Annotated in this window: 14 protein-coding genes; 8 read left to right on the top strand and 6 right to left on the bottom strand. The window is 43.2% G+C overall.

Features of this window, described 5'->3' with window-relative positions; all coding sequences use genetic code 11:
• Window positions 1-81 precede the first annotated feature (81 nt).
• The gene (locus tag LLW17_RS04025; RefSeq protein ID WP_228228974.1) at window positions 82-690 is read left to right on the top strand and encodes a superoxide dismutase; all 609 of its coding nucleotides are present in this window, start codon (window positions 82-84) and stop codon (window positions 688-690) included.
• Window positions 691-1,737: 1,047 nt separating this feature from the next.
• On the opposite strand, the gene LLW17_RS04020 is transcribed toward LLW17_RS04025, so the two are convergent.
• The 4 genes from LLW17_RS04020 to purN all read right to left on the bottom strand — a co-directional run bounded on the left by LLW17_RS04020 (window position 1,738) and on the right by purN (window position 6,185).
• On the bottom strand, window positions 1,738-3,636 hold the full coding sequence (locus LLW17_RS04020; protein WP_228228973.1) for an amidophosphoribosyltransferase: 1,899 nt from the start codon (window positions 3,634-3,636) through the stop codon (window positions 1,738-1,740).
• A 51-nt stretch (window positions 3,637-3,687) separates the two neighbouring features.
• Complete coding sequence (locus tag LLW17_RS04015) at window positions 3,688-4,611, bottom strand: PfkB family carbohydrate kinase (RefSeq protein WP_228228972.1); 924 nt, start codon at window positions 4,609-4,611, stop codon at window positions 3,688-3,690.
• 160 nt (window positions 4,612-4,771) lie between these two features.
• The gene (locus LLW17_RS04010) at window positions 4,772-5,407 is read right to left on the bottom strand and encodes a ribonuclease H1 domain-containing protein (RefSeq protein WP_228228971.1); all 636 of its coding nucleotides are present in this window, start codon (window positions 5,405-5,407) and stop codon (window positions 4,772-4,774) included.
• A 208-nt stretch (window positions 5,408-5,615) separates the two neighbouring features.
• Window positions 5,616-6,185: a phosphoribosylglycinamide formyltransferase gene (purN, locus tag LLW17_RS04005; protein ID WP_228228970.1), complete on the bottom strand. Its 570-nt coding sequence runs from the start codon at window positions 6,183-6,185 to the stop codon at window positions 5,616-5,618.
• Window positions 6,186-6,363: 178 nt separating this feature from the next.
• Between purN and LLW17_RS04000 the strand changes: the two genes are divergently transcribed.
• The 5 genes from LLW17_RS04000 (at window position 6,364) to pyk (ending at window position 10,626) form a co-directional block, all read left to right on the top strand.
• On the top strand, window positions 6,364-6,597 hold the full coding sequence (locus LLW17_RS04000; protein WP_009778413.1) for an acyl carrier protein: 234 nt from the start codon (window positions 6,364-6,366) through the stop codon (window positions 6,595-6,597).
• A 19-nt stretch (window positions 6,598-6,616) separates the two neighbouring features.
• The gene (gene fabF, locus LLW17_RS03995) at window positions 6,617-7,870 is read left to right on the top strand and encodes a beta-ketoacyl-ACP synthase II (protein WP_228228969.1); all 1,254 of its coding nucleotides are present in this window, start codon (window positions 6,617-6,619) and stop codon (window positions 7,868-7,870) included.
• 7 nt (window positions 7,871-7,877) lie between these two features.
• Window positions 7,878-8,624: a ribonuclease III gene (rnc, locus tag LLW17_RS03990; protein ID WP_228228968.1), complete on the top strand. Its 747-nt coding sequence runs from the start codon at window positions 7,878-7,880 to the stop codon at window positions 8,622-8,624.
• 83 nt (window positions 8,625-8,707) lie between these two features.
• The gene (locus tag LLW17_RS03985) at window positions 8,708-9,190 is read left to right on the top strand and encodes an IPExxxVDY family protein (RefSeq protein ID WP_228228967.1); all 483 of its coding nucleotides are present in this window, start codon (window positions 8,708-8,710) and stop codon (window positions 9,188-9,190) included.
• The gene (gene pyk, locus LLW17_RS03980) at window positions 9,190-10,626 is read left to right on the top strand and encodes a pyruvate kinase (RefSeq protein WP_228228966.1); all 1,437 of its coding nucleotides are present in this window, start codon (window positions 9,190-9,192) and stop codon (window positions 10,624-10,626) included. The genes LLW17_RS03985 and pyk overlap by 1 nt, the downstream gene beginning before the upstream one ends.
• A 58-nt stretch (window positions 10,627-10,684) precedes the next feature.
• On the opposite strand, the gene dinB is transcribed toward pyk, so the two are convergent.
• Entirely contained in the window at window positions 10,685-11,788 is a 1,104-nt protein-coding gene (gene dinB / locus LLW17_RS03975) for a DNA polymerase IV (protein ID WP_228228965.1), read from the bottom strand.
• 68 nt (window positions 11,789-11,856) lie between these two features.
• On the opposite strand from dinB, the gene LLW17_RS03970 reads away from it, so the two are divergent.
• Together LLW17_RS03970 and LLW17_RS03965 are read left to right on the top strand one after the other, a co-directional pair.
• Window positions 11,857-12,522, top strand: coding sequence for an NAD(P)H-binding protein (locus LLW17_RS03970; RefSeq protein ID WP_228228964.1), 666 nt, complete (start codon window positions 11,857-11,859; stop codon window positions 12,520-12,522).
• On the top strand, window positions 12,515-12,982 hold the full coding sequence (locus LLW17_RS03965; protein ID WP_228228991.1) for a CYTH domain-containing protein: 468 nt from the start codon (window positions 12,515-12,517) through the stop codon (window positions 12,980-12,982). The genes LLW17_RS03970 and LLW17_RS03965 overlap by 8 nt, the downstream gene beginning before the upstream one ends.
• 124 nt (window positions 12,983-13,106) lie before the next feature.
• Here the strand turns inward: LLW17_RS03965 and LLW17_RS03960 are convergent, their stop codons facing one another.
• Window positions 13,107-14,504 carry an efflux transporter outer membrane subunit gene (locus LLW17_RS03960; RefSeq protein ID WP_228228963.1) on the bottom strand — a complete coding sequence of 466 codons (1,398 nt, stop codon included), beginning with the start codon at window positions 14,502-14,504 and terminating at the stop codon, window positions 13,107-13,109.
• Window positions 14,505-14,506: the final 2 nt, after the last annotated feature.

Raw genomic sequence — 14,506 nt, 5'->3', positions numbered from 1 at the left:
TATAACATCGTGAACTTTCGATACCCTGCTGTTATTGTTATCTTTGATGAAGAACTATATATTAACGAAAAAATCACAGATATGTCATTTCAACTTCCGAAATTAAAATATGCCAAAGATGCATTAGAGCCTCATATTGATGCTCAAACCATGGAAATTCACCACGATAAACACCACGCCGGGTATACCAGCAAACTTAATGCTGCTATTGAAGGTACAGATCTAGAGGGCAAAACCATTGAGAACATCCTGATCAATCTGGATATGTCTAACAGCGCAGTACGTAACAATGGTGGTGGTTTTTACAATCACAGCCTATTTTGGGAAGTAATGTCTCCTGATGGTGGAGGTGAGCCAAGTGGCGAACTTGCAGAGGCGATTAATTCGGCTTTTGGTTCATTTGAATCTTTCAAGGACAAATTCTCAACTGCAGCCGGTGGACAATTCGGTTCAGGATGGGCATGGTTGTGTGTTCATGAAGGAGGAAAAGTAGAAGTATGTTCTACCCCAAACCAGGATAACCCACTTATGCCGGGTGTAGGTTGTGGAGGAACTCCAATTCTTGGACTTGATGTTTGGGAACACGCATATTATTTAAAATACCAAAACAAGCGTCCGGAATATATCGATGCTTTTTTTAACGTAATCAACTGGAAAGAAGTTTCTAGTCGTTATGCACAAAATAAATAATCAGAACTAACTGATTTTAAAAACCCGGTTTAATGACCGGGTTTTTTTATGTCAAATTTTAAGGATAGTTTATTCTAAATGGGGCGTGCCCTTTCAGGTCGGGCCTGCCTGCCGGTAAAGGCAGGCTATGCGCTGCAATTCCTCGCCCCTCAAAAGGGCTGCGGGATTTCCGCTACTATCCCTCACGCATTTTTAAAATCGGGAACCAACCTCTAAAAGTTGAAAAAATCAGCAATTAGGAAACAGCCCGCTCTTACTAGGAGTAGCCGTCTTGATTCGTATTTGGATAGAGATTAAAGGGGCTTATTAAAATTTCGTTTTGCTCGCCACCCCGATTTGGTGCAACTAAAAAAGGTGGAAGAATTTAAGAGTGGGAAACGGCTCGCTGCCTTGTGTTAGTGTTTTTGGTTTTCAGGAGCTTTCTTAGGGGCTTTTTAATCCTAAATACAGTCGTGGTAAGCTCGCCACCCCGGTTTGGTACAAATAAAAAAGGTGGAAGAATATAGGAGTAGGAAACGGCTCGCTGCCTTGTGTTAGTGTTTTTGGTTTTCAGGAGCTTTCTTAGGGGCTTTTTAATCCTAAATACAGTCGTGGTAAGCTCGCCACCCCGATTTGGTGCAACTAAAAATGTGGAAGAATATAAGAGTGGGAAACGGCTCGCTGCCTTGTGTTGGTGTTTTTGGTTTTCAGGAGTATTCTTCTGGGCATTTCAATCCTAAATACAGTCGTGGTAAGCTCGCCACCCCGATTTGGTGCAAATAAAAAAGGTGGAAGAATATAGGAGTGGGAAACGGCTCGCTGCCTTGTGTTAGTGTTTTTGGTTTTCAGGAGCTTTCTTAGGGGCTTTTTAATCCTAAATACAGTCGTGGTAAGCTCGCCACCCCGATTTGGTGCAAATAAAAAAGGTGGAATGAATCCACCTTTTTTGCCCCAAATCTACCATGAACTTAACCTACTTATGTTATGGCAGGTACTAAAGTATTACAATGATGGTCTAGCTACCAAAACTTTTAGACCAAATGCGTTATTATCAGTTGAAGAGTGTTTTTAATACGCTCTTTTTAAATTTCCTTCTACATAATTGATAAAAGCACGGTTTACCACACGATTACCACCAACGGTAGGGTAATTACCTGTGAAGTACCAGTCTCCCAGATTTTTAGGACACGCCTTGTGCAAATTGTCAACTTTTTGATAAATAACACTTACCTCTGGTTTTATAGTTTCGTCTTTTAGTAACTGAGCAATCTTTTCAGAGATTTGTTCGTCTGTAAAGGGCTCATACACTTCTTTTACATAATTGATTACTTCTTTATCTTCAAAGTCAACCTGACTCAGGCATTTTTGATAAACATCATCAATAATGTGTTCCTTACCATGTTCTTTAAGTAAGTCTACAGCTGCTCTAAAGGCAATAAAGTCCTGTAGTTTGGCCATATCGATTCCGTAGCAATCCGGGTAACGTATTTGCGGAGCAGAAGAGACCACCACAATCTTTTTAGGATTGAGTCGCGAAAGCATTTTGATAATGCTCTTCTTTAAGGTCGTTCCGCGTACAATACTGTCGTCTATGATAACCAGATTATCAGTTTCTTTAACCACACCATAAGTCACGTCATATACGTGGGCAACCAGATCGTCCCGGCTGCTGTCTTCGGTAATGAAGGTGCGCAGTTTTACATCTTTAATCGCAATCTTCTCGGTGCGTAATTTTTTAGACAGAATTTCTTCGAGTCCGGCTTTGTCGAGTTCGTTTCTGCGCGCCAAAATCTCGTCTGCCTTTTGCTTATCGAGCTCTGCCTGTGCAGCCTCAACCATACCGTAAAACGAAGTTTCGGCGGTGTTAGGAATATAGCTGAACACGGTGTTTTGCGTATCGTGATCAATGTGCTTCAGCACTTCGGGCATGAGCAAACGTCCCAGTTCCTTTCGTTCCTGATAAATCTCAGCATCGCTTCCTCTCGAAAAATAGATGCGCTCAAAAGAGCAGGCTTTACGTTCGTGGGGTTCCTGAATTTTTTCGATAGACGTAGAGCCACTTTTTTTAATGATCATCGCGTGACCGGGGTCAAGCTCGTGCACGTCTTCAAATTTAGCATTGAAAACCGTTTGAATAACGGGTCGCTCACTGGCGATCACCACCACTTCGTCATCCTTATAATAATATGCGGGGCGTATCCCTGAAGGATCGCGCAATACAAATGAATCACCGTGTCCCAGAAGACCGGCCATAGCGTAACCCCCATCCCAGTCTCTTGATGCTTTTTTCAGAATTTTGGCCACATTAAGACGCTCTGCGATTTGTGGTGAGGCTTCAAATTTGGAATAACCTTCCTTTTTGAGCTTTTTGTAAACTTTTGCAACCGCATCATCCAGAAAGTGACCTATTTTTTCCATCACGGTGATGGTGTCTGCTTTTTCTTTAGGATGCTGACCCAGTTCAACCAGCTTATTAAAAAGCTGAAAAACATTGGTCATATTAAAGTTACCGGCAACGATAAGGTTGCGGTGCATCCAGTTGTTTTGTCTTAAAAACGGGTGAACACTCTCAACACTGTTTTTACCGAAAGTACCATAACGTACGTGACCCAATAGCAACTCGCCAATGTAGGGTACGTGTTTTTTCTGCAGCGCTACATCGTCTGCATATTCGGGATTTTCGCGCATCACCTCATTGATACGGGTGTTTATCTGAGCGAAAATATCCTGTATGGGCTGCTGGGCGACAGAACGTTGTCTGCTTATGTATCGCTCACCCGGAGCCATATTGAGCTTTATGCTGGCAAAGCCCGCACCGTCCTGACCGCGGTTGTGCTGCTTTTCCATCATCAGGTACATTTTATTTACTCCATAAAATGCGGTCCCGTATTTTTCCTTGTAATATTCGAGGGGTTTTAGGAGGCGTATTAATGAAATTCCGCATTCGTGCTTAATGGCATCACTCATAGCTTGTTGTAATGTTTGCGCCCCCTTCAGTTAAGAAGAGGGCGCGGGTTTTTATAGGTCTAAATTAAATTGCGTTAAGGCTTTAAATTTTTGCAGGCGTGTCTCGATTTCTTCGGGCCTAAGCTGCTGCATACGTTCTGTGCCAAACTTCTCTACACAGAACGAAGCCAGATTGGAGCCGTGAATGATCGCACGCTTCATATTTTCAAAAGAATAATCCCCGGTACTGGCTAAATAGCCTGCAAAGCCACCTGCAAAGGTGTCGCCTGCTCCGGTAGGGTCAAAAACTTCCTCCAGGGGAAGAGCGGGTGCAAAGAAGATTTTTTCGCCTTCAAATAATAAAGCGCCGTGCTCTCCTTTTTTAATCACCACATAGCGCGGGCCCATTGCCGAAATCTTTTGCGCAGCGACAACCAGAGAATATTCCCCGCTCAATTGACGGGCTTCTTCATCATTTATGGTAATCACATCTACGCGTGCAATTACTTTTTTAAGATCTTCCAGAGCACTATCCATCCAGAAATTCATGGTGTCCAGAATGGCAAGCCTGGGCTTTTGGTTCATTTGTTCTAAAACCGAAAGCTGAACCAGCGGGTGCAAATTACCCAATACCACCACTTCAGCATCGCGGTAGGCTTCGGGCACCACGGGATTAAAATCTGCAAGCGTATTAAGTTCGGTAATTAAGGTATCTCGTGAATTGAGGTCATTGTGATAGCGGCCTTTCCAGAAAAAGGTCTTTCCGTCTTTAACCACTTCAAGCCCTTCCATATTGATGCCTCTGTTTTTTAAGAGGTCGATATATTCCTGCGGAAAATCAGAACCAACAACAGACACAATAGCCTGGTCGACTTCAAAATTTGAGGCAGCCAGACCAATAAAGGTACCCGCACCACCCAGAATTTTTCCGGTTTTTCCAAAAGGGGATTCGATCTCATCAAAGGCACAGGTGCCTACAATTACCATTTTTTGCATTAAAAAATTTTTTGCAAATATACAGTTTTGCTTGCGCTTTCGTAAACAATGGTCGGTAGATAGACGTTAAACTTACCTCAAGATCGGATCAATAACTTGATACGTTGTAAGACAACAGGTTCGGTGGGGATTGAGGGCTCAAAAAGATACTCTGAGCAGGTTATTTACGACCAAAGTCTGCAGGAATTTCACCCCAGGCTTTAGTTTCCCATTTTACGATTACCGTTTTATAGGTATTGTTTTGAAGCCAAAGCTCTGCACGGCGTACCAAATCGTAAACGTCTTTGTTTTTAGAATTTTCGGTGAGCTTGGTATTGCACTTCTTCTTTTTTACCCAGCCTATAGCAATGCGGGAATCAGAATAAATAATACGGTCGCTGTTTTTTTTCTTGAGATAGGCAAGCCCGTGTACCAGTGCCAAAAACTCACCAATATTATTAGTGCCCTGCATAAATGGCCCCTGATGAAAAAGCTGTTTTCCGGTCTGCGTATCAACCCCTCGGTATTCCATTTTGCCGGGATTGCCTGAGCTGGCCGCATCTACAGCGATAGAATACAAATTAGGTTCTCCATATTTTTCCTTTTCGGTAGCGGAAAGTACTTTCTTGGATTTCGAACTTCCTTTTACGTCATTATAATCTTTGTTATAGGCTGCTTTGGCCTCCGGAAAACTGGAAAATGATTTGTACTGAGCTCCGGCATACCCGTCTATCATAGCCTTGCAATCTTTCCATGTGGTATAAATACCCGGCTTTTTGCCCTGCCAAACAACGTAAAACTTTTCTTTCTTACCCATAGATAATTCTTTCTTTCATTTCCGTACTTCGATTCCTCAGCACAGGCTTCGGCGGAAATCTTTTACTGCAAGCACAGCTGTTTTTTGAACTTTTCTTCCGCCCACTTCGATTCCTCAGCACAGGCTTCGGTGGAAATACCATCACTTAAATCTGCTTTTTTGATGCTTTCTACTTTCCCGCAAAGCGAAAAGCTCAAAATGTGCTGCTTTACTTTTTATTCAAAAACGTTTCGATCACCTGCGGAAAATGCTCGTATTCCAATTCATGAATCTTCGCAGCAAGGCTTTCGGGGGTTTCGTTTGGTGTAAGTTGTGTTTTAGCCTGAAACAGGATGCTGCCTTTGTCGTATTCTTCGGTGACTTCGTGTATGGTGATACCAGATTCTTTTTCGCCTGCGGCAACAACGGCCTCGTGAACGTGTGAGCCATACATGCCTTTACCACCATACGCCGGAAGCAGGGCAGGATGAATATTTAGAATTTTTCCGGAGAATGTTGCGATGATTTTTTTGGGCATCAGCCATAAAAAGCCCGCTAAAACGATAAGATCAGGTCTGTTTTGTTCAAGCAGGTTTAAAACCTGGTCGCTTTCGTAGAAAGCTGTGCGATTAAAACTAAAGGCACTTACCTTGAGTTTGCCGGCACGTTGAAGCACCTGCGCTGTGGGTTTATTACTAAGCACCAAAACGACCTGTGCATCGTCGCGATCATTAAAGTATTCTATGATGCGCTGGGCATTGGTCCCGCTTCCTGAGGCAAAAATTACTATATGTTTCATTAAAAATAGAATGTTGTAAGGCTGCAAAACAACGTATTATTATTTGTTTAAATAAGCGCTTTAAGCCTGTTCTTAAAAACTAAATACTTAAATTAACGTCACATTTTAGACTGGTAATGTGGTAAAACCGTAAAGTTTGCTATTTTTGCCTCCTAATTAAAATTTAAAATTAAATATTATGTCAGACATTGCATCAAGAGTAAAAGCTATCATCGTAGATAAATTAGGCGTTGATGAGAACGAGGTTGTAGCTGAAGCAAGCTTCACTAATGACCTGGGAGCAGACTCATTAGATACAGTTGAGCTAATTATGGAGTTTGAAAAAGAATTTGACATTCAGATTCCAGACGACCAGGCAGAAAATATAGCTACTGTAGGTCAAGCTATTTCCTATATAGAAGAAGCAAAGTAAGAAGAAAGCAAATTACCTTATGGAGTTAAAGCGAGTCGTTGTAACAGGTCTTGGTGCGCTTACCCCGATCGGAAACAATATTGAAGAATATTGGGAAGGATTGAGTACGGGTAAGAGTGGCTGTGCCCCTATCACGTATTTTGATACAGAGAAGTTTAAAACAAAATTCGCTTGTGAGCTCAAAAATTTCAACGCGTTAGATTTTTTTGACCGAAAAGAAGCCCGAAAATTAGATCGTTTTGCACAGTATGCACTGGTATCTTCTGATCAGGCTATTCTTGACGCCGGAATTAATCTGGAAGAGGTTGATAAATTTAGGGTAGGTGTAATCTGGGGAGCAGGAATAGGTGGCCTGGAAACCTTTCAGGATGAAGTGATCAACTTCGCTGAAGGTGACGGCACCCCGCGTTTCAATCCGTTTTTTATACCTAAAATGATTGCAGATATCGCCCCGGGTAATATCTCAATCAAGCACGGTTTTATGGGGCCCAACTATACCACGGTTTCAGCATGTGCTTCTTCAGCCAATGCAATGATTGATGCTTTAAACTACATTCGTTTGGGGCATTGCGATATCATTGTTACCGGTGGTAGCGAAGCGGCAGTAACCAAAGCGGGTATGGGTGGTTTTAATGCGATGCACGCCCTTTCCACCCGCAACGATAGTCCGGAAACTGCTTCAAGACCTTTTGATGCAACCCGCGACGGATTTGTTTTGGGCGAAGGTGCGGGAGCCCTTATTCTTGAAGAATACGAGCATGCAAAAGCACGAGGCGCAAAAATCTATGCAGAAGTTGTAGGTGGCGGAATGTCTAGCGACGCGTATCATATGACTGCACCACATCCTGATGGTATAGGTGTAGAACGCGTGATGCTTAACTGTCTGCGCGATGCCAACATAAAACCCGAAGAAGTAGACGCGATCAACACGCACGGTACTTCAACTCCCTTAGGAGACGTTGCAGAACTAAAAGCGATTACCAAAGTTTTTGGTGATCATGCAAAAGATATCAATATCAATTCAACCAAGTCAATGACCGGTCATTTACTGGGAGCTGCAGGAGCCATTGAAGCTATCGCCTCTATTCTGGCGATGCAACACAGTCTGGTTCCTCCAACAATAAATCATACTACGGTTGATGAGAATATTGATAGTTCGCTCAATTTAACCCTTAACAAAGCGCAAAAGCGTGAAGTTAATGTAGCGATGAGCAACACTTTTGGTTTTGGAGGTCATAATGCTTGTATCTTATTTAAAAAGTTAAGCGATTAATCCACCTATGGGTGTTATTCGCAACATATTTACTTCCCGTTCTGAAAAGGACGGGAATTTTTTTGGGGTAATCCAAAAGATCACGGGTTTTAAGCCTAAAAACTTAAAATGCTACGAGGAAGCCTTTACCCATCGCTCACTGGGGTTGCAAAATAAAAAGGGACATCCCTTTAATTATGAGCGCCTGGAGTTTCTGGGGGATGCGATGCTGGGTGCCGTTATTGCCGCTTATCTTTTTGACGAGGTAGGCCGTGGTGATGAGGGCTATTTAACTAAAATGCGTTCTAAGGTAGTTAGTCGTGAGCATCTTAATGAACTGGGGCGTGACCTGGGTTTACTCAATCTCATTCGGGCGGCTATACCTAAAGAGAATTTTGGAGTCAATGTACACGGCAATCTGTTTGAAGCACTGGTGGGTGCCATTTATATGGATCGCGGCTATAAATATGCCCGAAAATTTATAAATAAGCGCGTCATTGACCCTTACGTGGATATTGAGAAACTTGAAGGACGCGTTATAAGCTATAAAAGCCTGTTGATTGAATGGTGCCAGAAAGAAAAGAAAACCTTCAACTTCAATACCTATGAAGACTCCGGGCAGGATGTGATTCGTCACTTTTCTGTAAAACTGAGTATAGACGGCAAGCAGGTGGCCAAGGCACGGGCAACTTCAAAGAAAAAAGCAGAAGAGAAGGCCGCAAAAAGGGCGTATTACGTGTTTCAGAGCAAAATAGATTTGCAACAGTTTAATTAAATTCCTTTATTAAGAAGGTTTACAGTTTCATAAAGCAAAAGTGCGCTAATTAAAAAACAGTTGACTTATCTTTAACCTCAGATATGGGATCTTATAAACTCTTGCTGGACGAGGCTTTTGATTTTGACTTTAATCTGATCGCCATACATTGTTCTTTAGAACAGTATAGACTGGCCTTTTTAATCAATAAATACGCAGGATTGCGCCTGTCAAGTTCAGAGGATGTACATTTTTATGCAAAGCAACTGAAGTACAGTTTTGGCACTATGCGGTATGAAGATTCTAAAAATTATCTTAATTATACCTTGATCTCAAATCATTTTAAATTAAGATATTCGCAGGTGCTTACAGCTAACGCACTTTTTGCAGAATCAGAACACTTCAAGACCTTTAATTTGGTTCCTGAAGTAAAAAATGCCGATTACCTGCTTAAAGTTGAGAGCGATGAAGATAACGCTCCCTGTACCAAACTTTTGGGGCAATTAAACCGAATTCCCCATATAATAACCGCTTACCAGATAGACGTAAGCGCTTTAAAATCGAAACAGAATTTAATTTTTGAATAATGTCAGACACAAAAAAGACTAAAATTGTTGCCACATTGGGCCCTGCCACGAGTAAACGGGAAGTTTTACACGATATGATAAAAGCAGGGGTAGATGTTTTTCGTATCAACTTTTCTCACGCAGATTACGATGCTGTAAAAGAGCGTATCCAGATGATCAGAAGCCTGAGTGAAGAGTTTGGCTACAACACGGCAATTCTTGCAGACTTACAGGGACCAAAACTTCGGGTTGGTGTGATGAAAGACGAAGTGGTGGTGGAGCCCGGTGATAAGATAGTTTTCTCTACAAAAGAAGAATTTGAAGGCACCAAAGAGCGTGTCTATATGAACTACGAGCACTTTCCAAGAGATGTAAATAAAGGTGAGCGCATCCTGCTTGATGACGGAAAACTGATTTTTGAAGTTTTAAATACCGATAAGGAAAGCGAGGTAGAAACCGTAGTTATTCAGGGAGGACCGCTTAAATCCAGAAAAGGGGTAAACCTGCCGAATACTAACATTTCCTTGCCTGCACTTACTGAAAAGGATATCGAAGATGCCATCTTTGCCATAGGCCAAAAAGTAGACTGGATCGCTTTATCTTTTGTAAGACACGAGGGTGATTTGATTCAGCTTCAGGATCTGATCAAAGAACATTCAGAGCATAAAATTCCTATTATTTCTAAAATTGAGAAGCCCGAAGCCGTTAGAAATATTGAGAAAATCGTTGCGTATAGTGATGGTTTGATGGTTGCTCGTGGTGATTTAGGAGTTGAAATTCCTGCAGAAGAAGTACCTCTTATTCAAAAAGAATTGGTGCTTTCGGCTAAAAAAGCCCGAATCCCGGTTATCATCGCCACACAGATGATGGAAACAATGATAGACAGTCTTACCCCAACCCGTGCAGAGGTAAACGACGTTGCCAACTCGGTAATGGATGGTGCTGATGCTGTGATGTTGAGCGGGGAGACTTCGGTAGGTAAATACCCGGTACAGGTAATAGAGCGTATGGCTTCTATCTGTAGAAAGGTTGAAGATTCTAAGCTTATCAAAGTACCACATACACCACCACACATTCGCACGCGTCGCTATATTACCAAAGCGATTTGCTATCACGCGGCTCTTATGGCCAACGAGATTGACGCTAAGGCGATCACAACGCTTACCAATTCAGGTTATACCGCATTTCAGATTTCGGCCTGGAGACCCAATTCACACATTCTGGTATTTACATCAAACCGGGTTATCCTAAGTCAGTTGAATTTATTGTGGGGTGTTAAGGCATTTTTCTACGATAAATTTGTTTCAACAGATGAGACGGTGCGAGACATTAACCGGATTGCCCGGGACAGTGGTTTCCTAAATATCGGTGATATGGTAATAAGCCTTGCGGCTATGCCTATCAGCGAAAAAGGTATGGTAAACACCCTTCGCGTACGTGAAATACAGGGTAGTTAAGCTATAACTTATAGAATAGAAAAGAAGGGTCATTCAGGTAACTGAATGACCTTTTTTATTAAAAGGCAAATTTAAGTTGTACCGCGATTTCGCGTTCTTTCGGCTCCTCCTGTTTTCGATCTTCGGTATTGAGGTTAGCCAGCGTAATCCCCAGCAGGCGTACGCTATTTTCCATTTTTTCCTGAAAGAGAAGTTCTTTGGCAGTTTCTAATATAACATCTTTTGAGCGTACAAAATAGGGCAGGGTTTTGCTTCGGGTTTTAAGGGTAAAATCGCTGTATTTGATTTTTAAGGTGATCGTCTTACCCGCCACGTCAGATTTCTTCAGCCTGCGTTCTATCTCTTCTGCAATGCTGTTGAGCCTTTCGAGCATAAAAATTTCAGAAGAAATATTCTCGCTAAAGGTTCGCTCTGCACCCAGAGATTTACGTATACGATCTGGTTTTACCAGACTGCGGTGAATACCGCGCACCACGTTGTAATAATGTGTTCCACCTTTACCGAAATGTTGGGTTAGGTATTCCTGCGACTTTTGCTTGAGATCAGCTCCTGTAAAAATGCCCAGTTGGTACATCTTCTCTGCGGTGACCTTACCTACGCCATAAAACTTGCGAATATCCAGAGCTTCCAGAAATGAAATCACCTCTTCCGGTGGAATCGTTTTTTGCCCGTTGGGCTTATTGATATCGCTGGCCACTTTAGCAATAAACTTATTGATTGAAATTCCAGCGGAAGCATTCAGGCCCGTTTTTTCCTTTATTTTTTTTCGAATTTCGCGGGCGATCTTCGTGGCGCTTGGGTTTCCTTTCTTATTTTCGGTAACATCCAGATAGGCCTCGTCAAGTGAAAGGGGTTCAACCAGATCAGTATATTCGTAAAAAATCTCCCGTATTTGCGTGCTGATTTCGCGGTAGCGGTCAAAACGGGTTTTTACAAAAATAAGATCGGGGCACAATCTGCGTGCGAGACCTCCCGCCATGGCGCTCCGTACACCAAATTTTCGAGCTTCATAACTGGCAGCGCTTACCACGCCACGCTCTGAACCGCCACCTACAGCCACTGGCTTGCCCCGCAACTCGGGGTTGTCCAGCTGCTCTACAGAGGCGTAAAACGCGTCCATATCAACGTGTATGATTTTTCGGTCTGTGGGGAATTCTTCCATCGCGCTACAAAAATACGCACAAGTTGAGGTTTAAGATGCTTGTTGTATTTTAGACTAAAATATACAAGGTGGGAAAAACAGCAATCATTCTCGGAATTACGGGCATAACCGGAAAGCTTTTGGCACAATCCATTCTAGCCGATGCCACATACGACAAACTCATCAGTTTTCACCGGCGCAAATCGAGTCTTGAGCATCCTAAACTCGAGGAGCAGGTTGTAGATCTGTTTGAACTTAAAAAGCAAAAGGACGATTTTAAAGCCGATGTGGTTTTTTGCTGCATTGGCACTACCCAATCTAAAACGGAAGATAAAGAGCAGTATAAGGCTATAGATTATGGTATTCCATTAGCTGCGGCCAGGCTGTGTAAAGAAAACGGAATCCCAAAGTTTATCGTGATCTCGGCTTTGGGTGCAGATCCTGATAGCCGGGTGTTTTACAATAAGGTTAAGGGCGAAATGGAACGCGATATTTTGGCACTCAATCTTCCTGAGGCCTATTTTCTGGAACCGGCATTGCTTGCTGCAGACCGGGACGAAAAACGCACCGCAGAGCAACTGGCCATAAAAGCCTTTAAGGTTTTTAACTGGTTTCTGGTAGGACCGCTAAAGAAATACCAAAGCATCAAGCCGGAAGCATTGGTTATCGCAATGAAAAAACTTGCGGTTAGCACCTATCCCGATGCCCGAATAGAATCTGATAAAATAAAAGAACTTGCCTATGGCGATGCTTGAAATCGAACGTAAATTTTTGGTCAAAAATACCGGCTTTAAGACGGAAGCTTTTTCGCAAAGCGAAATTAAGCAGGGCTATCTCAGCAGCAATCCGGCTCGTGCAGTACGCGTGCGTATCACGGGCGACCAGGCTTTTTTGACTGTAAAAGGAGCTTCAGATGCCGGCGGGACTACCCGTTTTGAATGGGAAAAGGAGATTGCACCTGAAGACGCTCAGGAGCTTTTTAAACTCTGCGAACCCGGAAGCATACATAAAACGCGATATTATGTAAAGGCCGGTAAGCATACCTATGAAGTTGATGAGTTTTATGGCGATAATGAGGGCCTCGTGCTGGCTGAAATAGAACTCGAAACCGCAGATCAGCATTTTGATAAACCAGACTGGTTGGGAGAGGAAGTTACCGGCGATAACCGGTATTACAATTCGCAGCTCAGTAAAAACCCGTATACATCCTGGTAAAATTAAAGTGAATTGGCTTTTCAACTGAGGGATGTGAGGGCTTATAAATTATAGGAAAAGCCTGTAACACTTGGCTACAGGCTTTAAAGGCATTGCTTTTAGGGGAAAAAGGCGCCTTGATTTATCACCAGCCTCCGCCCAGCGCGGTATACAGGTCTACGATAGCCTGTAATTGACTGTAGCGGGTATTGATGAGGTCTAAGCTGGAGTTCAGTGCATTTTCACGAGCTGTTAATACTTCGAGATAGTTAGCCAGACCATTATCTAATAATTCTTCAGAATAACCGGTAGCAAGTTCATAGGCGTCAAACTCGTTTTGCTTTACTTCCAGTTTTTCGGTAGCGATCTCATAACTGTACAACGCATCTGAAACTTCACGGGTTGCATTTAGAAGAGCCTGTCTAAACTGGAGTTTAGCCTGTTCCTGCTGTGCCTGTGCGACTTCGTATTGCGTGCGTATTTGCCTTCCATTAAAAATAGGCTGGGTAAGGCCACCCACAATGGTTGCAAACAGCGAGGTCGTATCAAAAAGTTTAGAGAAATCAAGACTTTGAAAACCTCCCGTCGCATTAAGCGTCAGGGAAGGGTAAAAATTACTTCGGGCAACATTTGTGAGCTCAAATGCATTGATAAGCCCAAACTCTGCCGCGCGCACATCGGGACGGTTGCTCAGGAGTTCTGCCGGTACGCCGGTTTTAAGCGGGGTATTTATGGTTTGTGCTGCCAGTTCACTTCGGTTGATGGGACCGGGTTCGCGGCCTAACAAGATCGAAAGACTGTTTTCCTGCAGGCGTATTTGTTTTAGAATATCCAGATTAAGCGCCTGAGCGGTGTAAAGCTGAGCTTCGGTTTGTTTTACGCCTACTTCGGTAACATTACCGGCTTCCTTAAGCGCTTTGGTCGTCTCGAGACTGCTGCTTCGCGTTTCGATGGTGGCCTGAGTTACGCGCAACTGCTCATCTAAGGCCAGAAGCTGAAAGTATGCCGATGCGATGGAAGCGATCAACTGCGTTTTTACCGCACGATGTGCTTCGACCGATTGTAAGTAGGATGCTGCAAACGCGCGTTTATTACTGCGTATTTTCCCCCAGATGTCTGCTTCCCACGAGAGTCCGGCGCTAACCTGATACACATCAAGCGTTGAAAACTGACCCCCAAACTGGCTGTTTGAAGACAATTCCTGTCTTGTGTACTGGGCGGTTCCATTTAATGTTGGAAAATACGCCAGCTTACCTTGTTTGAAGTAGGCTTCGGCAGCGTTGATATTCTCAAGGGCTACCCGGATGTCGATATTTTCCTCCAGCCCCTCTGCAATGAGGTTCTTCAGCATAGGATCTGCGAAGAGTTTGTCCCAACTGATCAAAGCCACATTTGAGCTGTCAACGGGCAGATTATCGGTGCGGTAGTTGAGGTCTTCGACTACGGTTTCGGGCCGCTCGTATTCTTTTGCAGCAAAGCAGGATGCCAGCAATAGGGGTACTGAGATGAGTGCTACAATTCTATAGATGGTGTGTCTTTTCATAA

This window comes from Leeuwenhoekiella parthenopeia (assembly GCF_020782115.1).
GTDB classification, from domain to species: domain Bacteria; phylum Bacteroidota; class Bacteroidia; order Flavobacteriales; family Flavobacteriaceae; genus Leeuwenhoekiella; species Leeuwenhoekiella parthenopeia.
Note: the sequence above shows the minus strand (reverse complement) of the source record. Positions and strands in the feature narration are given on the sequence as shown.